At 59.6% G+C, this 23064-nt stretch carries 20 protein-coding genes; 10 read left to right on the forward strand and 10 right to left on the reverse strand.

The features are described from left to right. The first annotated feature begins 23 nt into the window (after window positions 1-23). The 3 genes from rdgB (at window position 24) to hemW (ending at window position 4138) form a co-directional block, all read left to right on the forward strand. Window positions 24-623 (forward strand): RdgB/HAM1 family non-canonical purine NTP pyrophosphatase, encoded by a 600-nt coding sequence (gene rdgB / locus OOT55_RS11905; RefSeq protein ID WP_265366088.1) that lies wholly within the window; start codon window positions 24-26, stop codon window positions 621-623. Between the two features lie 182 nt (window positions 624-805). Beyond that, complete coding sequence (locus OOT55_RS11910) at window positions 806-2887, forward strand: alpha/beta hydrolase family protein (RefSeq protein WP_265366089.1); 2082 nt, start codon at window positions 806-808, stop codon at window positions 2885-2887. Between the two features lie 84 nt (window positions 2888-2971). After that, window positions 2972-4138, forward strand: a complete 1167-nt coding sequence (hemW, locus tag OOT55_RS11915) for a radical SAM family heme chaperone HemW (protein ID WP_265366090.1) — start codon at window positions 2972-2974, stop codon at window positions 4136-4138. Here the strand turns inward: hemW and OOT55_RS11920 are convergent. Continuing rightward, window positions 4135-4314, reverse strand: coding sequence for a DUF6435 family protein (locus OOT55_RS11920; RefSeq protein ID WP_265366091.1), 180 nt, complete (start codon window positions 4312-4314; stop codon window positions 4135-4137). The genes hemW and OOT55_RS11920 overlap by 4 nt on opposite strands. A 159-nt stretch (window positions 4315-4473) precedes the next feature. Between OOT55_RS11920 and OOT55_RS11925 the strand changes: the two genes are divergently transcribed. Together OOT55_RS11925 and OOT55_RS11930 are read left to right on the forward strand one after the other, a co-directional pair. Then, entirely contained in the window at window positions 4474-5817 is a 1344-nt protein-coding gene (locus OOT55_RS11925) for a sugar porter family MFS transporter (protein ID WP_265366092.1), read from the forward strand. A gap of 67 nt (window positions 5818-5884) precedes the next feature. Then, the gene (locus tag OOT55_RS11930) at window positions 5885-8281 is read left to right on the forward strand and encodes a response regulator (RefSeq protein WP_265366093.1); all 2397 of its coding nucleotides are present in this window, start codon (window positions 5885-5887) and stop codon (window positions 8279-8281) included. A gap of 24 nt (window positions 8282-8305) precedes the next feature. Here OOT55_RS11930 and OOT55_RS11935 read toward each other — a convergent pair whose 3' ends face one another. From OOT55_RS11935 to OOT55_RS11955, 5 genes are all read right to left on the reverse strand, one after another. Then, on the reverse strand, window positions 8306-9406 hold the full coding sequence (locus OOT55_RS11935; RefSeq protein ID WP_265366094.1) for an endonuclease/exonuclease/phosphatase family protein: 1101 nt from the start codon (window positions 9404-9406) through the stop codon (window positions 8306-8308). 82 nt (window positions 9407-9488) lie between these two features. Further along, window positions 9489-10220, reverse strand: a complete 732-nt coding sequence (locus OOT55_RS11940; RefSeq protein ID WP_265366095.1) for a DsbA family protein — start codon at window positions 10218-10220, stop codon at window positions 9489-9491. A gap of 22 nt (window positions 10221-10242) precedes the next feature. Next, the gene (locus OOT55_RS11945; RefSeq protein ID WP_265366096.1) at window positions 10243-10770 is read right to left on the reverse strand and encodes a protein disulfide oxidoreductase; all 528 of its coding nucleotides are present in this window, start codon (window positions 10768-10770) and stop codon (window positions 10243-10245) included. Beyond that, on the reverse strand, window positions 10767-12866 hold the full coding sequence (locus OOT55_RS11950) for a protein-disulfide reductase DsbD family protein (RefSeq protein ID WP_265366097.1): 2100 nt from the start codon (window positions 12864-12866) through the stop codon (window positions 10767-10769). Before OOT55_RS11950 ends, OOT55_RS11945 begins: the two co-directional genes overlap by 4 nt. A 77-nt stretch (window positions 12867-12943) precedes the next feature. Beyond that, complete coding sequence (locus tag OOT55_RS11955; RefSeq protein ID WP_265366098.1) at window positions 12944-13348, reverse strand: hypothetical protein; 405 nt, start codon at window positions 13346-13348, stop codon at window positions 12944-12946. Between the two features lie 87 nt (window positions 13349-13435). Here OOT55_RS11955 and tsaA point away from each other — a divergent pair, with 87 nt between their 5' ends. Further along, window positions 13436-14164 carry a tRNA (N6-threonylcarbamoyladenosine(37)-N6)-methyltransferase TrmO gene (gene tsaA, locus OOT55_RS11960; RefSeq protein WP_265366099.1) on the forward strand — a complete coding sequence of 243 codons (729 nt, stop codon included), beginning with the start codon at window positions 13436-13438 and terminating at the stop codon, window positions 14162-14164. Window positions 14165-14405: 241 nt separating this feature from the next. Next, window positions 14406-15635: a phosphoglycerate dehydrogenase gene (gene serA / locus OOT55_RS11965; protein ID WP_265366100.1), complete on the forward strand. Its 1230-nt coding sequence runs from the start codon at window positions 14406-14408 to the stop codon at window positions 15633-15635. 50 nt (window positions 15636-15685) lie between these two features. Here serA and OOT55_RS11970 read toward each other — a convergent pair whose 3' ends face one another. Continuing rightward, window positions 15686-16651 (reverse strand): alpha/beta hydrolase, encoded by a 966-nt coding sequence (locus tag OOT55_RS11970; RefSeq protein ID WP_265366101.1) that lies wholly within the window; start codon window positions 16649-16651, stop codon window positions 15686-15688. Between the two features lie 175 nt (window positions 16652-16826). Between OOT55_RS11970 and OOT55_RS11975 the strand changes: the two genes are divergently transcribed. Beyond that, window positions 16827-17996 (forward strand): helix-turn-helix domain-containing protein, encoded by a 1170-nt coding sequence (locus tag OOT55_RS11975; RefSeq protein ID WP_265366102.1) that lies wholly within the window; start codon window positions 16827-16829, stop codon window positions 17994-17996. A gap of 75 nt (window positions 17997-18071) precedes the next feature. On the opposite strand, the gene OOT55_RS11980 is transcribed toward OOT55_RS11975, so the two are convergent. Both OOT55_RS11980 and OOT55_RS11985 read right to left on the reverse strand, forming a co-directional pair. After that, window positions 18072-18770, reverse strand: a complete 699-nt coding sequence (locus OOT55_RS11980; protein ID WP_265366103.1) for a di-heme oxidoredictase family protein — start codon at window positions 18768-18770, stop codon at window positions 18072-18074. Continuing rightward, a complete protein-coding gene (locus tag OOT55_RS11985) occupies window positions 18715-20430 on the reverse strand; it encodes a di-heme oxidoredictase family protein (protein WP_265366104.1) in 1716 nt (571 codons plus the stop codon). The genes OOT55_RS11980 and OOT55_RS11985 overlap by 56 nt, the downstream gene beginning before the upstream one ends. A 73-nt stretch (window positions 20431-20503) precedes the next feature. Here OOT55_RS11985 and OOT55_RS11990 point away from each other — a divergent pair, with 73 nt between their 5' ends. Continuing rightward, window positions 20504-20626 (forward strand): hypothetical protein, encoded by a 123-nt coding sequence (locus tag OOT55_RS11990; RefSeq protein WP_265366105.1) that lies wholly within the window; start codon window positions 20504-20506, stop codon window positions 20624-20626. A 189-nt stretch (window positions 20627-20815) separates the two neighbouring features. On the opposite strand, the gene OOT55_RS11995 is transcribed toward OOT55_RS11990, so the two are convergent. Beyond that, on the reverse strand, window positions 20816-22597 hold the full coding sequence (locus OOT55_RS11995; protein ID WP_265366106.1) for a hypothetical protein: 1782 nt from the start codon (window positions 22595-22597) through the stop codon (window positions 20816-20818). Between the two features lie 37 nt (window positions 22598-22634). Between OOT55_RS11995 and OOT55_RS12000 the strand changes: the two genes are divergently transcribed. Continuing rightward, entirely contained in the window at window positions 22635-22985 is a 351-nt protein-coding gene (locus tag OOT55_RS12000; RefSeq protein WP_265366107.1) for a hypothetical protein, read from the forward strand. Window positions 22986-23064 lie beyond the last annotated feature (79 nt).

Raw genomic sequence — 23064 nt, forward strand, 5'->3', positions numbered from 1 at the left:
ACGATATCCGCTGAGGAGCATTCATGCAGAAACTGGTACTCGCCAGTGGCAACCCCGGCAAACTGAAAGAGTTTCAACAACTGCTCGCCGGTTGCGGCTATCAGGTCCTATCTCAGGGCGAGTTCGGGCTCCACAGCGCTGAAGAAACCGGTCTGACCTTTGTGGAAAACGCCATCCTGAAGGCCCGCCACGCCAGCGCTCAAACCGGCTTGCCGGCCCTGGCCGATGACTCCGGTCTCGCCGTCGATGCCCTGGATGGCCGCCCCGGCATCTACTCGGCCCGCTACGCCGGCCCCGACGCCTCCGACGCGGACAACAACGCCCGCTTGCTACAGGAGCTCAAAGGCATCCCCGAGACCGAGCGCGGCGCCTGCTATCACTGCGTACTGGTGCTGATGCGTCACGCCGAAGATCCCACCCCGATCATCGCCCAGGGCCAGTGGCGCGGGCGCATCCGCACCGAGCCCAGAGGCGAGGGCGGTTTCGGCTACGATCCGTTGTTTCAGGTGCTGGAGCGCCAGTGCAGCGCCGCGGAGCTGGGCAAGGAAGAAAAAGGCAAAATCAGCCACCGGGCCATCGCCACCCGGGCACTGCTGGCCGGGCTGACCAACGGGGCGCCCTGACGCCACGATAAACAAAGCGATAATCGACATTTGAAATTTGCGCCAACCTGTGGCGTAATTCCAAAGGTATTACGAATAATAACGCCAGGGTTGAGGCGTCCCCGTCATGGAGCAGTAGACGTGAGGCCGACCGTAATGGCGTCGCGACATTCACATCTGCTCAAGAAGGACGGGCTGTACTCATGATGAAAACTCCCTCCGGCACTCGCGCCGACTCCCCCTTGTTCAACGCTTTAATCATGCTCAAGCTCCCGATCCGGGTTTTCGCAACTTTGACCAAGGCCTGTTCTATCGCACTGCTCACCCTGCTTACGCTACCAGCCGCTGCGGACTCCCCGGAGTTAAAACAGATCGCCTCTGTCTACGGCGTCGACCCCTCGCGGGAAATGGTTGCCATATCGCCCAACGGTGAACTGCTGGCGTTTCGCACCCGCGACGGCGATAAAGACCTGATTCTGGTTCATTCCCTTAAAAAAGGAAAAAACATCACCGGTGCCCACGTCGGGGAAATGGATCCGCGTCGGCTGCACTTTGTCAGCGACCAATACCTGATCATGGTCGCTTCCAAGGAAACCCGTCTGATGGGCTTTCGGGGCCGTAACGAAATCAGTACCGCCTATGCTTTGAACATCAAGACCGGCGCCATCGAACAGCTGTTGCGCCCGGGCCATGTCATCTACGCCGGCCAGCAGGGCCTGGGGCGGATTCTCGGGATTTCCGACGACGGCCGGAAGTTGTACATGCCCGCCTACGTGCCCCGCTCCAAAACCGATCGACAACCCGATTACGCCCTACTCGAAGTCGATATTGAAAAACCGCGCCATCCCAAGGTCCTGGAAGATGGCCACTCCCATACCGTGGACTGGTTCGTCGGGCGCAACGGAAAAGTCCTGGCACAGGAGCGTTACAACGAAGACGACTATCAACACGAGATTCTGGTGCGCGATGGCGATGACTGGCGGGTGATCTACTCGGACAACTCGCCGCGCACCGTGGCTTCGTTTATCGGCGAAACACCGGATCAAAACTGGTTGGTCATGCTCAAGGAGGATTGGGATACCGGCCGGGTCGAGTACTACCGATTGAACCTGGACAGCGGCAAGCAGGAACGGCTCGACCTCAACCGCAACGATAGCGACATTGCCAACGTTCGCCTCAATGCCGAGCGGGTCGCGATTGGTATCACCTACGCGGGCTTTAACCCCAGCTATCACTTTTTTGATGCCGCGCTGAACGATCGGGTGAGCAAACTTCAGGCTCAGTTCAAGGGTCACTCCCTTTATGTGGTCAACGCCGACTCCGAGTTGAACAATCTGGTGCTGTACCTGGAGGGGCCCTCCACCGCCGGCGAGTTCTTCCTGTCACAGAAAGGCCAACCGGTGCGCTTTTTGTTGAGCGCCTACCCCGGCATCAGCGAAGCTGAGGTGCAACCCTCGGTGCCCTTTGAGTTCAAAGCCCGGGACGGGTTGGTCATCCCCACCTTGCTGACCATTCCGCGGGTTCACGCCGCCAACCCGGAAAACCTGCCCGCTGTTGTGCTACCACACGGGGGGCCGGAATCTTACGATCGCCAGGAATTCGATGCGCTGGTCCAGTCGATTGCCGCCCGTGGCTATGCCGTCATTCAACCGCAGTTCCGTGGCTCTTACGGCTTTGGGTACGAGCATTGGGCGGCCGGTCTGGGCGAGTGGGGCCGTGCGATGCAGGATGACGTGTCCGATGCGGTAAAAGCCCTGAGCAACGTCGGGTTTATCGACCCGGACCGGGTCTGCATTGCCGGCGCCAGCTACGGCGGTTACTCAGCCCTGGCGGGCGCGGCTTTTACCCCCGACCTGTATCGCTGCGCCATTTCCATTCATGGCGTCAGCGATCTGAACGCCATGCTGGAACATGAAGAGAAGGACTTGGGCGAAGACCACTGGGTCATCGAATACTTCTCTCGTTCTATCGCCAAAAACTACTTCACCCCGGAGCGATTGGCCGCTCACTCGCCCGCCAATTTCGCCAGTGGTATTAGCGCCCCGGTGCTGTTGGTCCACGGGGAAGACGACGAGATTGTGCCGATTGAGCAATCCGAACTGATGCTGGAAAAACTGCAGGCGGCCAACAAGCCGGTGAAGTACCTGCCGCTGAAAGATACTGGCCACAGTTACGGTGAGGAGCCGGTGCGTCAAATGCTGATCGAGGCGGTGTTGGCATTTCTGGATGAGCATCTGGCGCCCTCCGGGGAAACACTGGCAACGGTGGGCAGCGAGGCAGACTAGCCTCCCGAGACGAGGGTGGCGGAGGTAGGGAGGCGGAGGTCATGGTATAGTGACGGCCTGTTTTTATTGAACCGCCGGATTGCCATGCGCCTCCCCCCGCTTTCGCTCTACATTCACATCCCCTGGTGTGTTCGCAAGTGCCCCTACTGCGATTTCAATTCGCACCAGGCCGGTGACGCCCTGCCCGAAGCGGAGTATGTCGCCGCCCTGGGGGTCGACCTGGCCGCCGAAGCCGAACTGGCTCAGGGACGCTCTATCCAGACGGTATTTTTCGGCGGCGGCACGCCGAGTCTGTTTTCCGCCGAGGCGATTGGCCGGATCCTGGAAAACGTCGATCAGACGGTGGGGCTGGCCTCCGATGCAGAGATTACCCTGGAGGCCAACCCCGGCACCTTCGAGCAGGCGCGCTTCAGTGCCTATCGCCGCGCCGGGGTGAATCGGTTGTCCATCGGGGTGCAGAGCTTTCAGGCCGAGCAGTTACACAAGCTTGGGCGTATTCACGACCGGGATGAAGCGCTGGCGGCCGTGGCCATGGCCCGCCGGGCCGGTTTCGACAATATCAACCTTGACCTGATGCACGGGCTGCCCGAACAGACCACGGCGGCCGCCTGTTCCGACCTGCGGCAGGCCATCGAGTTGGCCCCCGAGCACCTGTCCTGGTACCAGTTGACCATTGAGCCCAATACCCACTTCTACAGTGCGCCGCCCCTGTTGCCGGTGGAGGACACTCTGGCCGATATTCAACAGGCCGGCGAGGCCCTGCTGGCCGAGGCAGGCTACGGCCAATATGAAGTATCCGCTTACTGTCAGCCCGGAAAGCCGGCCCGGCACAACCTCAACTACTGGACCTATGGGGATTATCTGGGCATCGGTGCCGGCGCCCACGGGAAAGTGACCCATCCCGAGCGCGGCGACATCACCCGGCGCTGGAAAACCCGTTTGCCCGCTCACTACCTTGAGCGGGCCGCCGCTGCATCGGCGAGAACCCGGGAAACGGCGCATCCCATGCTCGCCGGGCAGGAAACCCTGAAGCCCGACGCCCTGCCTCTGGATTACCTGCTCAACGCCCTGCGCCTGAACGAAGGCGTGCCCGCGGAAGCGTTCGAGGCGTACACCGGCCTCCCGCTGTCCAGGCTGGACCCGACCTGGCGCGAACTGGAACGTAAGGGGCTGGTATATCCCAGGGACGAGCACCTGCGTACCACCGCCCTGGGGCGCCGGTTTCTCAATGACGTGCTGGCCGCCTTCTAGCGGCTGCTGTCGGCCTCCAGGGCTTTGATCTGCTGATAGATTCCCTCGGCCTCTTCGGTCAACAAAGAGTAGGTTTTGATATCGCCACTGCGCTGGGCGAGCATCGCGTCCTTCAGTCGTCGTTCGTAGGCTTTTTGCAGTTTTTTGCGAGGATCTGACTTGAGCCAACTCAACATGGCGGGCAACTCCTTGGGTTCAATGGGGTCCCCAGTGTACGCGCCCATCACCCAAATAGACGCCCCCTGTCCCAAAAGGGCTCTGGTGATTTCCCGCACCAGACGATACGATACCGGTTACCGTTCGATACCTCATAACAGCAATAACGGACCGATTCCATGACTCACACCATCCATCACGCCAGACTGCTGTTCTGGTCATTTACGGTCGCGCTGGGCGGTTTCCTGTTCGGGTTTGATACCGCCGTCATTTCCGGCGCGGAACAGGCCATCCAGGCGCAGTGGGGGCTGTCGGATGCCCTGATCGGCCTGATGGTCTCATCGGCGCTGGCCGGCACCGTCATCGGTGCCATCTTTGGCGGTATCCCCTGCGACCGCTACGGGCGCAAAATAACGCTGTTCTGGATCGGCGTCCTCTACCTGATCTCGGCGCTCGGTTCGGCGCTCGCCCCCGATGTCTACAGCCTGATGTTGTTCCGCTTTATCGGCGGGTTGGGCGTGGGGGCCTCCTCGGTCGCCGCCCCGGTGTACATTTCTGAAATCGCCCCCACCGGCCTGCGCGGTCGCCTGACCGCCATGTTCCAGTTCAATCTGGTGTTCGGCATCCTGTGTGCTTATCTGTCCAATTATGGCGTCGCCAGTGCCGGCGGAGACTGGCGCGTCATGCTGGGTGTGGAAGCGGTGCCCGCCCTGCTGTTTGTGATTCTGATTCTGTTTGTACCCCGCAGCCCCCGCTGGCTGATCACCCGGCGCGGTGCCCACGACGAAGCCCGCCGAGTGCTCACGATGATCGACCCCAGTCGGGTCGAGCAGGCGTTGGCCGACATTGAGCACAGCCACAAACAGAAGATCCAGGGCAGCGAGCTCAGGGAGTTTCTGTCGGGTCGCTATCGCTGGCCGATTCTACTCGCGTTCCTGTTCGCGTTTTTCAATCAGGTGTCCGGCATCAACGCGGTCATCTATTACGCGCCGCGCATTTTTTCCATGGCCGGCATGGAGAGCAGCGCCGCGCTGCTGTCCTCCGCCGGGCTCGGGCTGGTGAATCTGGTGTTCACCCTCATAGGTCTGGCTCTGATCGACCGGTTCGGGCGACGCTTCCTCATGTACATTGGCTCGTTTGGCTACATTCTGTCACTGACCAGCCTGGCCCTGATCTTTCATCTGGAGGCGTTTGGCGGCAGCCTGGTGCCACTACTGATTTTTGTGTTTATCGCCTCCCACGCGATCGGTCAGGGTGCCTGCATCTGGGTCTTTATCGCCGAGATCTTCCCCAACAGCGTCCGCGGTTACGGCATGTCCCTGGGTTCGGGTACCCACTGGGTATTTGCCGCTTTGGTCGCGTTCAGCTTTCCGTATTTCGCCGGCACGTTCGGTGGAGCCCCGCTATTTGCTTTTTTTGCCGCCATGATGGTGCTGCAACTGCTGTTCGTGCGCTACCTGATGCCCGAGACCAAAGGTGTTTCACTGGAGGATCTGGAGGTCCAGCTCAGCCAAAAGCGGTAACCGACCGGTGGGCGAAGTGCTACACTTGTTTCGAGCGCTTCGCCCATTCTGCCAGTGACCGACCTTCATGCTGCGACTTATTCGCTACACACGCGAAAACCCCATCGCCACCCGCCTGCTCGGACTGATCATCCTGAGCAGCTCGGCCATCACCCTGGTGGCCATCCTGATGCAACTCTACTCAAGCTTTCACGACGACCTGTCCGCACTGGAAGAGCGCCTGGATCAGGTGCGAGTCAGCACCCTGGCGAGCATCACCAAAAGCCTGTGGGGGTTTGACCAGGATCAGCTGTCGATTCAGATCGACAGTGTGCTGGATGTGGAAGATGTGGTGCAGGTCAGCGTTTCCTGGCGCGACTGGAATAATGCTGAGCAGACCCTGATCGAGTACAAGGAAGGCACGACCCAGGCGGACATTGAAGCGCGGCCCAATCAGTACCTGATCAAGGAATACCCCCTGGTCTATCAGGACGAGAGCACGCCCCGGCAAGAACTGGGCACCCTACAGATTACCGCCAGCCTGACCAACATCTACGACCGGTTGTGGCAGCGCACGCTGTTTATCGCCGGTGTGCAGGGTACCAAAACCCTGATCATTTCGTTTTTCATCCTCTGGCTGGTGTACACCCTGCTTACCCGCCATATGGAGACGATTGCTCACTACGCCCGCCAGCTCCATCTGGATAACCTGACCACCCCTTTGCGCCTGAAGCGGATCAAACCGGATGACAACCCCGACGAGCTGGACAACGTCGTCGAAGCGATCAATCACATGCGGGAAACACTGCTCGAGGATATTGAGCAGCGTCAGGCGATGGAGTTGGCACTACTGCACGAACGGGAGGAGAAGGCCCGTAACGAGCGACAGAAACTGGCCGCCGAAGATGCCAACCGGGCCAAGAGCCAATTTCTGGCGACCATGAGCCACGAAATCCGCACCCCCATGAATGGGGTGATCGGTATGTTGGATATGCTGCGGGACACGCCCCTGAACGACAATCAGAAACACTATCTGGATGTGATTCACCGCTCCGGGGAAACCCTGCTGGAAATCATCAACGACATCCTGGATTACTCGAAAATCGAAGCGGGCAAAATGCAGCTCGAAGTGGCCGCCTTTGATCTGGAGGATCTGATTGAGGACTGCCTGCGCCTGTTTGGCGCGACGGCCAACAAGCAGGGCATAGAACTGATGGGTGGCGTCGACCCGGATGTTCCCCGCAAACTCAAGGGCGACCCGACCCGGCTGCGCCAGATTCTGATCAACCTGCTCGGCAACGCCTTCAAATTCACCAACAAGGGACACATTGTTCTGGAAGTCTGCCGGGCCGAGGACTATACCGACGAGCAACCCCGGCTGCTGTTTTCCATTCAGGACACCGGCATCGGGATTGCGCCTTCGGCGCAGACGCACCTCTTTGATTCGTTCAATCAGGAAGACACCTCAACCACCCGGCAATACGGCGGCACCGGACTCGGTCTCGCCATCTGCAAAAGCCTGGCGGAGCTGATGGGGGGCACCATCGGCGTCGAGAGCGAAAAGGGGCGGGGCGCGCGTTTCTGGTTCACGGCAACCTTCGAACCCATGCCCGACCGTCAGCGGGCACAGGAAGAGAAGGCGATGGCCATCCTGAAAGGCCGCCGCCTGCTGTTTGTTGACCCGAGCCCGCGCCTGGGCGACTTTCTCGCCCGTCACTGCAAACGCTGGGGGATGACTCTGGACTGCGTCGCCTCCGGAGCGGACGCCATGAGCCGGCTGTACACGTTGACTGAGCAGAACAAAGCCGTCGACTTCATCGCCATCGGCAGTCAACTCGATGACATGGAGGGCATCGCGTTGGCCGAGCAACTCAACCGGGATTCGATCGCGCAAGACATTCCCCGACTGCTGCTCGATGCCGGAGAGCTCGGCGCCGAACCGGAAAACCTGACGAAACTCGGCATTCACAGCGTACTGCACAAACCGTTTTCGGCTCGCAGCCTGCGCCGCCGACTGATCAGCATGCTGGGTGAAAACCTGGAGGAGGAAAACGGCAGTACTCCGTCGCCGACCGACTACCGACAATTCGCGCACCTGAGAGTGCTGGTCGCGGAAGACAATGCCGTCAACCGGATGGTGATCAAAGGGTTGCTGGGCAAGATGGGCATCGACGCCCGTTTGGTCGAGGACGGTCTGGCCGCTTACGAGGCGGCCTGCCGGGGGAGCTACGATCTGATCCTGATGGATTGCGAAATGCCGGAAATGGATGGCTTCGAGGCCACTCGCAGCATCCGCGAGCATGAACGCCATCACAACCGTCCGGCCATTCCCATTGTGGCTCTGACGGCCCACGCCCTGCAGGAACACCGTGAAGAGGTGTTCGCCTCGGGAATGAATCACTACCTGGGCAAACCCATCACCCTGGCCAAGCTGTATCAGGCCTTTGAGAAAATGGGCCTGAACCGGCGCGGTGGAGAAGCCTGAACCGGTTCGCCGGCTCGCCCCCAGCTATCTCGGCATGGCCGCTTCCGGGCGATGCACCTCGCCTGGCGCGACCGCTTCTTCGGCCATTTTTTCCCGGGCCCACTGGCGGTCTTCCCGATCGGCATCCAGCCCTTCTTGAGGCCGCGCATTGGACCGATACACCAAGCGCACCAAGACCGGAAAATGGTCCGACCCAAACGCCGGCAGACGCCGGAGTTCTTCCAGCACAAAGTGCTCGCTGTGAAACAGGTGGTCCAGTGGCCAGCGCAGCAGCGGAACCCTGGCGTGAAAACTGTTGCACATACGCCGCCCGATGCGAGGGTCCAACAGGCCACTGATTTTGCGAAACAGGCGGGTGGTGGCCGACCAGGCGACATCGTTCAGATCGCCGGTCACGATCACCGGCGAATCGCTTTTGGCCACACTGCGGCCCACCACCAGCAGCTCCGCATCACGTTCCGAGGAGGTTTCATTTTCCGTGGGACTGGGTGGTGCCGGGTGCAGGCAGTGCAAAACGATCCGCTCACCGGAGGGCAACAACACCTCGGCATGCATGGAAGGCACGTCGTCCTCCACCAGGAACTGAATGGCGACATTGTCCAGCGGATAGCGCGAGTAGACATGCATGCCGTAAAGATTATCGAGGGGGCACTTGATGGTGTAGCCATAATCCGTTTCGAGGGCATCGAGCTGTTGTTGCCACCAGCGATCGGACTCAAGCGTCACCAGAATGTCGGGTTGATGTTCCTTCACCAGAGACAGCAATCGCTGAGCCTGGCGATTGGGCGTGAGGACATTGGCCGTCATGATGGCAATGCGGTTGGCCCGATCCGTCCCGCTCAACGATCCTGCGTCGCGAACCTCTTTGGGATGCAGGGGAGTGTAGGGAAGTATCCACCAGGCGTGATAGGCAAAGCAGGCAACGCTGACCAACGCCATTGCCCATATGTGCCCGGCGTCCGAGGGTGACAACCACCAGGGCAACAGCACCAGAAACAAGGCCAGCAAGGCCAGTTGTAAGCGGGGGAAGTCCAATCCGCGTATCCACCAACGGTCGTGTCGCCATACCGGCAGAACCGTCAGTAGAACCAGTAGCGTCACCGCCACCCACAGACTTGCCAGCATGATGGAATCCCTTTGTTCGCCTCAATAGTGCGATGAGCCTAAGCGATCCACAGCATGCTGGCAAGGGAGCGGGTCTCAGTGCTTAACGGGCCTGCTCCAGAAGCGGCTTCAGGCGCTCATAGGGCACAAATCCGGGCACCACCTCATCGCCCGCCACCAGGCTCGGGGTGCCGCGCAACCCAAGGCCGGTGAAGACACCGTAGTTTTCCTGCACCTGGGCGCCCTGGCCGGCACTGCGCTCAAGTTGCGCTTCGGTATCCGTGGCCTTGGCCACATCGCGCAGGGAACGGGCGGTGTGCATACCGCTTTTATCCATCAGGCGCCGATGGACCTCGGGGAATTTGCCCGGCGCGTCCTGCCAGACCTGCATGGCAAACTGGGCCGAGTTGGTATCCAGGCCCTCGACGCTCTGCTGACGCAACGGCAGAAAAACGTTAATGACTTTCAGGTCCGGGTACTCCTGCATTGCCTGCTCCAGCACCGGCTCCAGGCGTTTACAGAAAGGGCAGTTGTAGTCATTGAACACCACCAGCACCCGCTCGCCTTCAAGATTGCCCAGCGCCGGATGACGGGCATCGTTCATCCACTCGCGCTGATCCTCGAGGGCCGACGCGGAATTTTTCTGCTGCTCCAAATGGCGCTGCACGCTGGTCACCAGGGAGTCGATGATCTCCGGGTTTTCCCTCAGCAGGGTATCCAGGGTTTTTAGCTGCTCCTCCTGGGCTTTGGTCAGCGAATCGGCCCACGCCAGAGGCGCCAGTAGTACGGTGGCGAGCACCAGGGTGCCCAGACGGTTTAGTAAAAATCGGTTCATGATGTTTCTCCAGAAATTGGTTTTATGAGGCCCACCACAACCGCAGCCACAGGCCCGGCGGTGTGGTGATGCCCACGGTAAAAGAGGAAATTTCGCCCTTGCGGACAATCGCAATGGAGGGGGTGGCGGCTATGCCCCAGGCGCGCGCGAGCTCGCCCCGGGGATCATTGACCACCGGGAAGTCGTAGCCTTTGGCACTCAGAAAGCGGGCCAGGCGAGCGTTGTCACCGGAGGTCAGGGCAACCGACACCACGGTGTGGTCCTCGGCCAGCCAGTCGACGGTGGGCGACACCAGTTTGCACACGCCACACCAGGTGGCCCAGAAATAGACCAGGACGGGGCGTTCCTCACTGAGCGCCGCCAGGTCAATGGTCTCTCCGGTCAGTGTGTGCATGGGCCAGTCCGGCAGGCCCTGCTCCGGCACCGAGCGGCTGCGCCAGGCGTCGGACAGGGTGGATACCACCGCGAACAGCAGCACCAACACGACCACTTGCCGCAACCAGCCCAGCCAGCGCCGCCGTGGTGGCGCCTGTTCCGAAGACGCGCTCATTGCGCACCTCCGGGCAGAGGCTTACCGTTTGCCTGCTCCAATGCGGCCAGTACCTGCTCGGTGGTGAGCAGCGTCGGCAGGTTGATACCTTCCGGCGCGCCCGGCCCATAAACCCGATTGAAGGGCACACCGTACTGACCCTGTGCTTTAAGGTACTCACTGATACGCTCGTCCGGCTGGGTCCAATCGGCCCGCAGGCGCCGAATATCGGACTCGCCCAGGGCGCTGTAAACCGGTTCCTGCAGCAACACCCCCAACTTGTTGGCCTGACAGGTGATGCACCAGTCGGCGGTGACGTCGACAAACACCGTCTGCCCGCTGGCCACCGCCGGGGCAATTGCCTCGCGCTCAAACACCTCCCAGGCGTGATCTTCGGGCAATGGCTGACCCCAGTGCCCCAACGCCAGGCTGCCCAGCAGCCCCACCCCAAGCAGCGAGGGCAGGCCGGCCGCGAGCGTGACACCCAGCACCCGCCCCCCTTTACGGCGGTACACCAGCCACAGTGCGGGCACCACCAGTATCGACAGAACCAGCACCAGAGCGTAACCGCTCAAGAAGCGCATCCACAGGCTGAGTAACCACACACTGGTGATCCCCATCAGCACGCCAAACAGAACCTTAAGCCGATTCATCCAGGGGCCGGGTCTGGGCAGCCAGCGCACCGCGCCAGGCCAGAGGGCAATGGCCAACCAGGGCAGCGCCATGCCCACCGCCAGAGCGGTAAACGTCGTCAGCAACTGCAGGGCATTGGCCCCGAGGGCAAAGGCCACGGCGGTACCCAGAAACGGCGCGGTACAGGGAGTGGCCAGAAAGGTGGCAAACATGCCCTGAACAAAGTGGCCCCAGCGGGAGTGATCACCCCGCTGGGCCATCCAGTCGCCGAGCCGACCGGGCAAGCGCAGCTCGAACAGGCCCAGCAAATTCAGGGCGAACAGCCAGGTGACCAGGGTGAGCAGGCCGATAAACCAGGGGCTCTGAAACTGGATGCCCCAACCCAGAGCACCGCCGGTCAGTTTCAGCACCAACAGAAAGGCCGCCAGCAGCCAGAAAGACACCAGGATACCGGCGGCGGAGGCCAGGAACTGACCGCGCACCTGCCGCCGGCCCAGTCCCGAGGCACCGGCCAGGCTGTGCAATTTCAGGCCCAGCACCGGCAGCACGCAGGGCATCGCGTTCAGAATCAGGCCGCCCAAGAGCGCCACGCCAATGATCTGCCAGAGCGCCAACTCCGCCTCCGGCGCTATCGGTGCGCTGGCCGCCTCCAGGGTCACCGGGTACTCCGCCGCCAGGGATTGATCGAGCAAGGTCAGAGACAGGGTTTCCCCCTCCCAATCCGGTGCCTCGGACCAAAACTCTGGCTGAAACAGCGCAGTCAGGGTGGTGCCATCCACCGTTATGGTCGGCTTCTGGAACAGGGTTTCGTCAGCACCGGGGAAATCACCATCGAGCAGCACATCCGGTTGTGACCAGCCCGAGGGACGCTCCAGGGTGGCACGCAGGTAACCCGAGCGCTCATCCCACTCAAGCGACTTCACCTCAATGCCCGGCAGGGCGCGGGGCACTTGGCTCAACGCCTGATTGTAAAGGTGCAGCCGCTCATCCGACGGACTCAGGGTCCGGGGATCGATACTGAGGTTCAGTTCATAGTCGGTCAGCACGCAGATATCAGTGCAACTGGACAGGGTAAAGCGGCCCCGCACCTGAATCGGCTGATCCGCCTGCTGCGGGTCAATGTCCAGCGGGAAACCGACTTCGCCCTGATACCCGACGGTGTCGATGCCCATCAAGTCAAAGCGTTCCGGAGCCGGCCAGCGCCACTGGACCTGTTCGAGGTTAGTCGAGGCCGACCAGTCCGCAGAGGGAGCCACGCCCCCCTCACCGGGCGAGCGCCAGTAGGTTTTCCAGTCGCCGTCCAGACGCACTTCGAGCAGCGCACTCAGGCGCCCGTCGTCGTACCGCTGGCCGGTCAGAGAGAGGCGCACCTGCGCCTCGGGGTGTTGTTCGGTACTCAGCCAGCCCGTGGTCGGGGCGGCGGAGCCCGAGGTCGCCCAGACGAGCAGCAGGCTCGCCCAGATCAACCATCGAGAGAAATGCATAACGTGTCTCCAAAACAGAATCGATCGTATAGGGTGCAACCTCGCCCGGCACGGCCGGGCGAGGGGTTCAATCGACGCTATTCGCGAAACACACAGAAGAGCAGATGCCGCCGACGCGGCGGGACAATGGGCTCGGACAGACGCCAGCGACCACCCTTGCGCGATGCCAGGCCGATCAGCAGCCAGAGCAACAGCAGACAGGTGGGCAGAAACAGGTCCGCCTGGAACACCTGACTCTGCAACCATTGTTCGGTCAGGTCGCAGTCGCCGTGCTCAGGCTTGAGGTCAACCGGAACCGACGCGAGCTCGGCCTTCAGGACGGGCGCAACCCCGGACTCCGCTACCGGGCGTTCATACAGTCCGGCCTGCAGCGGGCACAGAGAGGCCGCCGTCAGAGGCTGGCTCCAGCACAGGATCAATACCAGTCCGGCCGTCAGTAGCGACCAGAGAGCATTGCGTTTTGAGGCGGCGCGATTCAACATAGGTTCACGATACGGCAGCAATCCGGGTAGCCGCTAAGACTACTGGATGCCGGCAAGGTTCTCAAATCTCCCCAACCGACCCAACCCATGACCGACACGGCCGATTACACCTTCTCGCCCATTGGCATCATTCGCTCCCCCTTTGTGGAGAAGTTCGGCATTCCCCGCCAACCGGGCCTGGCCCCGGCGGTCCGGGCCCAACTGGAACTGCTGCCCCCATACAACGATCCTCAGGCGCTGGCGGGGCTGGAGCAGTGCTCGCACCTGTGGCTACAATTTGTGTTTCATCGCCCCCCGAGCGATCAGTGGCGCCCCCGGGTCCGCCCGCCGCGCCTGGGCGGCAACCGAAGTTTGGGCGTGTTTGCCACCCGCTCCCCCCTGCGCCCCAACCCCATCGGATTGTCGGTGGTGAAGCTGGAGGCGGTGAAGCAGGAGAGCGGCAAATTGTGGCTGGAGTTGTCGGGCATTGACCTGCTCGATGGCACGCCGGTGCTGGATATCAAGCCCTACGTCCCCTACACGGATTCGCTGCCGGAGGCGGAGAACCGCTTTGCGGATACCGCCCCGGAGTGGGTGGAGGTGGTGTTTACACCGGAGGCGGAGGCCGGGTGCCGGGCTTTGGGTGGACGCACGGGCGAGGACTGGGAAGCGCTTGTGCGCCAGGTCCTGCAACAGGACCCCCGCCCCCAATACCAGAAGCCGGACCCGGCCCGACGCTACGGAATGACCCTCAAAGACGCCGAGGTGCGGTGGTTTTACCAACCTGACGACAGCGGCAACCACCGGTTGATTGTCACAGAAGTCCTTCCGCACTGATCCATATCATCTGTCGCAAATACACACGATGCGATCACTTTTGAGGTGGTTCGGGTCACGTCCGGCCTTACCGCGCCCTACGCCAGGGGCCGGTGGTCAGATGCCCGTCATCGGACAGGGTGGCGTGGTGGTCGCCACTGGCGTCCACCCGGGCAGGAACTTGTGGTATTATGCGGGCCCTTTTTCATCCCCTCCCACGCAGGGTCAATGCCAACCCGAATCCGCTGAGGTGACTGCGTTCATGAGCAAAAAGTCATTGGACAAAAGCAAGATCAAGTTTCTGTTGCTGGAAGGTGTCCACCAATCCGCCGTCGACACCCTCAATGCCGCCGGTTACACCAACATCGACTACCTCAAGACCGCACTGGCTGAAGACGAGCTGATCGAGCGCATCAGGGATGCCCACTTCGTCGGCCTGCGCTCGCGCACTCAACTGACCCGCAAAGTGTTTGAGAACGCCCATAAGCTGATCGCGGCGGGCTGCTTCTGCATCGGCACCAACCAGGTCGACCTCAAGGCCGCTCAGGAACACGGCGTGGCAGTGTTCAACGCGCCCTACTCCAATACCCGCTCGGTGGCCGAGCTGGTGCTGGCCGAAGCGATTCTGCTGTTGCGCGGGATTCCCGAGAAAAACGCTGTCTGCCATCGCGGCGGCTGGCAGAAGTCGGCCGTGGGTTCTTACGAAATTCGCGGCAAGACCCTGGGCATTATCGGCTATGGCTCCATCGGCAGTCAGTTGAGCGTGCTGGCCGAGAGCCTGGGCATGAACGTCTGCTTCTATGATGTCATTCCCAAACTGCCGCTGGGAAATGCCACCCAGATGCGCAGCCTGAATGAGCTGCTCAACCACGCCGACATCGTCAGCCTGCACGTGCCGGAAACCGGCTCAACCAAGAACATGATTGGCGCCGAGCAGCTCGAACAGATGAAACCCGGCTCGATTCTGATCAATGCCTCGCGCGGCACAGTGATTGATATCGATGCGCTGGCCGAGGCGATCAAGGCGGACAAACTGGCCGGCGCGGCGATTGATGTATTTCCTGTGGAGCCCAAAGGTAACGACGACGAGTTCGTCAGCCCGTTGCGCGGCCTGGATAACGTCATTCTGACGCCCCACATCGGCGGCTCCACGGTGGAAGCCCAGCAGAATATCGGGGTGGAAGTGGCCGAGAAACTGATCATGTATTCGGACAACGGTACCACGACCAGCTCGGTCAACTTCCCGGAAGTGGCGCTGCCCGGACACCCGGACGCACATCGGCTGCTGCACGTGCACGCCAACGTGCCGGGCGTCATGTCGGCAATCAACCGGATTTTCTCGGACAACCAGATCAATATCGCCGCCCAGTACCTGCAGACCAACGAGAAAGTGGGTTATGTGGTGGTGGATATCTATTCGCCCTACAGTCCCGAGGTGCTCAAGCAACTGCGGGAGATTGAAGGGACCATTCGCTGTCGGGTGTTGTTTTAAACTGGCGTACCCAATGCCCAGTAGGTCGGATTAGCGAAGCGTAATCCGACCTACTGGAAGAAAAACCGTTCGACCGCGGCGAACGCCGGGTCCCGGTACTCGGGGGCCTCGTTTACCAGGTGGTGACGGGCGCCCTCCAGCATTTCCACGGTCAGGTTGGGCAACTTGCGACCGATTTGTTGCAGGTTATACTGCCAGTCTATAGTGTCATCCCCGGTGCCCTGAACCAACAGTATGTCCTCATTACGCCTTGGCCAGCTCCGCAAGGTTTCATCCCAGCGCTTCATGGCACCCACCCACTCGACACTCACACGCCGATATTGAAGCGGATCTTCCGACGCCAGAAAGCGATTGAAGTCCGAATCATGGGAGCTGTCGATAAACGTCCGGGGTATTTCCCGCACCCAGCGATGCAACAGCGCATACAGCCACCGACTGAGCGCCCAGCCTCGGGGAAGAACCAGCGGTGCAAACAGGGCGGTGCGACCGGTCAGCGCATTGCCATGGCGCCAGAGGTGATTGAGCAGCGTTGCGCCCCCCATGCTCTGCCCCAGAGCAAACCGCCGCGGACCGAACAGGGGTTGTGAACGCTCAAGCAGTTGCTGCAAGACATCAGCGTAACGGTCGAAACTGTCAATCACCAGGCGTGACCCCGAGCTCAGGCCATGGCCGGGCTGGTCATAGGTAAGCACTGACAGGTTGTGTCTGAGCGCAAAGCGCACCGCGTGACCGTACAGTGCGGAGTGGTCGAAATACCCGTGCACGATACTCAAGTGCCCCTGCGGTTGGGGAGGCAACCAATAATGGCACGCGATATCCCACTGATCCACACGAACCCGCCCGACGCCCTGAGCCACATCGGGAAACTCGGCGGCGAGATCCAGCCCGTAATACCTTAAATAAGTCCGAATGGCGGCATCGCCGGTGTTTGCTCCATCTTCCCTTGGGTCAAATGCGAGATAGGGCAAGGTCTCGGGTAACGCTGAAAAATCCGGGGCGGCTTTGGACAGTCTCACAGATAGGGCTCCTTGGGGTAAAAGTCCGGACTTGAGCTTTTCCGGCGAGTGCCGGAGCTCGTAGACCCAACCATAACACGACACCTTTTAGTCCGCTGGACAAGATCCAAAACGGCCCGTCTGGTTGCCCAATGGGGGGAAATATGACAGATTAGCGTTTGGTTGCACCACAATAATGAAGGTTCCCTACCCCGACTCCATGAAAGATTACATTTTCAATATTCACGACGTCATCCTGCTGATGACCGTCGCCGAGAGCATCTTACTGGCGCTGCTTCAGGCTGCCATGCCGGCCCAGAACCGATTATACGGACGTCTACTGAGTACATTTCTGCTGGTCATCGCCACGGGTTCCGCTACCACGCTGATTCTATGGAATGATCAGGTGCATATTGGTCCTGTCATCGATCAACACTGGATTCCCTACTTCCTGATGACCTCCCTGATGCTCAAAGGTCCGGCGCTGTACCTGTACGTTGCCTCAATCACCCGCGCGCAATTCACGCTTCGTCCCGTTCACCTTGTGCACCTGGCACCGGCGCTGGTAGCGTCTCTGTTCATGGCCGTGTTTGCCATCGACAGCAATGACCTTCGCCATATCTGGGCCATGGGCGATGAACAGCCGGAAACGGTCGTTACCTTCCTCTGGGATGCCGCCAAGCTGGTGCCTCTGGTCTACTCCTTCGCCGCTGTTGCGTTGGTGCAACGCTACCGTTCGGAACTCAAAGACGAATACTCCCACTTCTCCAGCACCGAACCGCGCTGGCTGAACATCCTGACGCTGGGCTTTTTCGCCAGCTGGACCTGGACCATGGTCGTCCATATTCTCGCCAAGTACACATCGCCGGAAACCGCCGATTACCTTGGGATTGCTGACAATTACATCACCTTTATCCTGATCAACGGCCTGTTTACCTACAGTTTGATGTATGCCCACCAGCTGCTCGAAACCCGGGCGGAGGAAACCCGGGCGCCGGCCGAGGACAAACCATCGGACTCGGCGATCGACCGGGTGAAGGCCGCCATGGAGACCGACAAGATCTACCTGCAACAGAACCTCAACATCGAGCAGTTCTCGGCCCGCCTGGGGCTTCCTGTGAAAGAAGTCTCATCGGTAATCAACAAGCACTTTGGCACCAACTTCTTCGAGTTTATCAACACCTATCGGGTGGACGAAGCCAAACGTCTGCTCGCGGACCCGGGCACTATGGACAAAACCATTCTGGATATTCTGCTGGAATCCGGATTCAATAGTAAGTCGGCCTTCCACCGTTTTTTCAAGCGGCTGACTGGCATGTCGCCATCGGAGTACCGCAAGGAAAAAGGCGGGGCACCTGCCAAGTAAATCACCCACCACGAAAAAGGCCCCGGAGCAAACTCCGGGGCCTTCTGGAACAAGAGCTCAGATGCTCCCGGTTGATCAGAGCGAGTAGAGGAAGTTCAGCATATCCTCTTGCTGCTGCGCGGATAGCCCCTCATAGGCCGCCCGGGCATCATCCGCCTCGCCGCCATGCCACAGAATGGCTTCTTCCACCGTGCGGGCCCGACCATCGTGCAGGTAACCCTCTTCGGGGATACACCCTCGCTGGCCCTGCGGGGCTTCAGTCATACCGCCAGTCACACAAGCGGAAAGGCCCAAACCCCACAGCGGTGCGGTGCGCCACTCTGATCCGGACGCCTCTCCTTCACCCAGGTTATCAGCCAGTCCCGGCCCCATATCGTGTAGCAACAGGTCCGTATAGGGGTGGATGGTCTGATCGCGCAGCTCCGCAAACGGATGGTACTCACTGGTCTGGTGGCTCGGCGTATGGCAACCGGCACAGCCGGCTTCCTTGAACAGCTGTGCGCCATTCTGCACCGACGGGTCATCGTAATCACGCTGCGGTGGAACCCCCAGCAGCGCCACATACTTCACCAGAAGATCGACGTACTCCTCGTCCAGCTCAGCGCCACTGGGGCCGCAATCCGCTTGAGCACTGCCACAGTCAGGGTCTGGCAGTATGGCAGTCATCACGCCCATATCGGTGTTCAAGGCGGACACCGTCTGGTGTTTGATGCTGACCTTACCTGCTTTCCAGCCAAACCGGCCCAGACGGGTTTCTCCGCTTTCTGGGTCCACGACCCAGATGCGCCCGCCCCGAAATACCATCACCATCGGCATCATCGGGATCCTCCAGCGCAAGAATGGCCTCTTCGGGAATGGCCTCAAGCAGCCCCAGACCCACCATCGCCGGCGCAATCCGCCCGGAGAAACGTTCTGGCGTCACCCCGGAGAACTCGAAGTTGGGGGAGCGCAAGCCGTTCTCTTCGGTCCAGGACGCGATGAAGACTTCGCCTTCGCTGTCTGCACCACTGTTCGCTTCCCCTTGAAAGACGTGCCCCAAGGCCGGGTGGGCATTGGCGTCAGCGTCTGCCACCCGAAACACCCACTTGTCCAGATGCTCCCCAATGGATTCCGGTACCGCCCGGCCATTACGCACATGGCAGTCCGTGCAGGCTTCGTTGATATAACGAGGGCCGGCCATTCCGACCACTTCCTCGTAAACCGGATTTTCGGTGACATTCTCATCGTGCGTTCCGTCATCAAACGAGGAGTGCAACAGGCGACGTCCCTCAACAAAGGGCTGCGCATTCTCGTAGCCGAGGTTGGTAGCCATCTGCATGAAGCGATTATGCGGCTCGCCCGAGGTATTGGCATGAATGGTCGTGTCGCCACCGAGCCACGCACGTCGCGGAATAGGCACTGAGTCTTTAATGCCACCGGCCGGCGTCGTACCACCGACATCCCAGGGCACCATGCCCTCACCCACGATATACAGGTAGGTAGTGCCGTAATAAGGCGCTCGACCATTGGGAACACTTGGATCAAGGAATTGGCTGATCTCGAATTCCAGCTTATCGCCAATTTGAATGGCCCGGCCCTCACGGCAGTTGTGACTACGCTCTTTGTAGTAGTTCAGATCGTCCAGCACCTCCATGGTGCCGTTATCGCAGAATTCTGCGACCGTATTGCGACCAATATAAAACCAGCGGTTCTCCGCTTCAGTGTCGTTCAGGCGCCACTCGGTACGCACGTTCATCCGCACGGTGCTGCCGCCCTTGGCGACCTTGTCGACGATCTCAACCGAGGCGGTACGGTGCTCCCAGTAGAAACTCAAATAATGGTCGTATTGCTGAAACTGATCTTCTTTGGCATGCCGATCCCGAGCTCGATCGGAAAAGCGGGTAACCACAGCATCCTCGGTCTCATAGCGAATAACGGCTTCCAGAGGCGTTCCCTGATGAAACAGGGGCATTACGCCACCTACCGATTGCGGCTCATAGCCCGGATCGTAATCTGGCACATAGCCACCCTCGGTGTACTCACTCGACGGCAAGCTGGAGCTGCTGCCTTCACTGCTGGAGTCCGCGCTACTGGAGCTGGCGCCTCCGTCAACCGGGTCGGTTACCGCATCGGCCGAATAGGTCAACTCCACCCAGGTATTGTCGGCCGGCCCGGGGTAGAAAATCTGGCCACTGTCGGGCTGATAAGTGTAAATTCGCGCTTCAATCAGGTCTCCATCCTGATAGCCGTCCGAGCGAGTCACCTGATAGGTATAACTGCCATCGCCGTGATCCGTCACACGCGCACTGTCAGATTGAATGTCATTGACTACATAGTCTTGCTGGCCGTTACGCCGGGCGAACAAGTGAACCGCATCTTTTTTCTCTGGCAGCCGAATACTGAACTGCGCACCACCGCCGGCTACCGCCGCAATCTGCACCTGGTTCAGTTCCACGACATCCGTTGCCTGCGATGAGCTACTGGCTTGCTCACTGGAGGACGACGCGTCATCGGTGGAGGACTGACTAGTGCTCTCTGAGCTACTACTGTCGCTAGTCGCACTAGAGACTGACGAGCTGGATTCTTCCGATGTACTGCTCAGTGAGCTGGAAATCGAACTCTCACTGCTTGAACTTGAACTATTGGTCTGATCAGAATTTGGGGAGTTGCCTGATCCGCCACCACAGGCGGTCAGTATACTGGAGAGCATCAGAGTCAAGGCGACTCGGTGCTTACAGAGCGTTACACGCATATTGTCACCATCGCGTTTATTATATGAAAGCCGGCTGCGCCCAGATAAACGACGCAGCCGGCTTTTTTTTTGGGCTAACTAAGAGCGATTACTCTCCGTAGGTCGAAGACGCCCACACATCGTCCCCCGGACCGGGCAGAAAGATCTGTCCGCTTTCGGGCAAGTAGGTGAAATAACGGGCTTCGATCAGGTCACCCGCCTCATAGGCACCGGTGCGGGTTACAGAGTAAGTGTAAGTCCCGTCGCCATTATCGATGACCGTATGGTCCGCCAGTCCAACCACGTAATCCTGGGCACCGTTACGTCTGGCGAAGAGCTGTAGGTCCGCCTTCTCTTCTGACAGCCGAACCGTGAACTGCGCCCCACCATTCTCGACATCGGTGATCACGATCTCGTCGACTTCGCCGTCGACAATGTCGTCACCTGAGCCTGTCTCCGAACCACCCTGATCGTCCTCAACCGCTTCACTGTCCAGATAAGTCAGCTCTGCCCAAATGTCATCGGCTGGACCAGGGTAAAAAATCTGTCCCGCGTCGGGCGAATAACTGTAGAAACGGGCTTCAATCAGATCACCGTCAGCGTATGCCGATTCGCGCAGGATTTCATAGGTAAAGGTGCCGTCGCCATTGTCGGTTATCGCCTCAGTGCGCTGGCCAAGATCGGCAATCACATAGTCCTGCGCTCCATTAATACGGGCGAAGAGCTGAACATTGTCCTTCACTTCCGGAAGGCGAATACTGAAGCGAACGCTACCACCGACAATCGGCGTCATGTGCACTTCATTCAATTCGCCTGCAGGTTCCGACGGTGTATCGTCATTATCACCACCTTCTGTCGCCGCTACCCAACGGATATTGCCGACACGATAGACCATGCCCGCCTGCTCATTGAAGACAGGGAACATGACAAAGGCGGCGGTAACCCCGGACAGGTCCAGGCCCGTAGAGGTGTAGTCGTCTATCGGAACTCTGATTTCATTCCAGTCGTTGTTATCCGGCAGAGGAATGCTCAACTCGGCTGAACTGCCGCCGACGCCACCCACATTATGGTCGGCTTTGATCAGGAACCCGGAGGTATTGCTGGCCGCGTCGACCACCTTCAGGTCAAAGACGACTTCTCCACCGGCGTAGGCTTCCAGGTTCTGAGGACCCGCTGGCGCTACAATATAGGGGCCGGAGTTGGTAGCCGCTTCAGAGAAGACAAACTCAAAAACGTTGGTTCCCAAATCCGCGTCATTTAGGGTTTCAATCTCGATATTGCCATTGAACACGCCCAGTTCATTGAAGGCCGAGGTAAGGTCACCCATAAAGATATTCAGAGTTTCGCCATCCCCGGTGTCTGCCGGGGCATTCGCCTCAATGGCACAGTCCTCGACCTCACAGGTATAGCGGATGTTGTTCAGATGCACAATGGCCGTACCGTTCAATGCTTCCAGAACAAACGCATTGAGGATGTTGCCGTAATCGGCTTGTCCGTCTTCAGCGGGATTGGCTTCCAGGTCTGAGATGGGAACGCTGAACGAAATCCATTCACCTTCGGCCGGATCTACAATTTCATAGACGCTGACGTTGGGCCAGCCACTATCAATTTTTGCATAGAGCTCAGTGTCGGCGTTAATGGCTTCAACGTACAGGTCGAATTCAATTGCACCTTCCTGCTGCATATTGTCCGTCAGCGACAGGCGGTTATCGTAAGCCGAGCCTTCGGTAGAGAGGAACACGCTGCCGGCTTCGGTGCCGTTGAACTGCACAGACCATACCGTCTCGCCGTCCGGACCAGTACCCGCCGGGTCGGAAACGACGCTGTCATCCGGTGAGTATAAGGCCGGAACCAGCGATCCCTCTTGTTCTTCACCGTCGAGAGTCAGCATCAGGGTACTGACACCATCTTCGTAAAGGGAGTAAATCGTGGAATCGCCGGAAGGTTCGGAGCTGGAACTGCTCGACTCTGAGCTGACCGAAGAAGAGCTGCTTGACTCAGAAGCGTCTGACTCAGAGCTCATCGAAGAGGAGGAATCGCTGCTCGATACTGAACTGCTGCTGGAACTCAGAGGATCATCGGAGTCGTTGGACGATCCCCCACAAGCCGTTATTGCGAACGATACGGCCACCGCCAGCATCGTCCGATTACCCTGGGTTATTATATTCATGGTAATACCTCGTGTTTTATGTATAAGTGTTTATTATCAATTTTTCGTAAACGAAGTACTGCTCGTCAGTCATTCAACCTTCACGTTGAAGAAAATCGACTCCGCCTGAGTTGAAACTACGCCTTTTTCCGCCCGTGTCGTGCCATGTTGTGCATATCTCACAAAGTGGCACCTCCGCCTATAGTGGG

Source organism: Marinimicrobium sp. C6131 (assembly GCF_026153455.1).
Classification (GTDB): domain Bacteria; phylum Pseudomonadota; class Gammaproteobacteria; order Pseudomonadales; family Cellvibrionaceae; genus Marinimicrobium.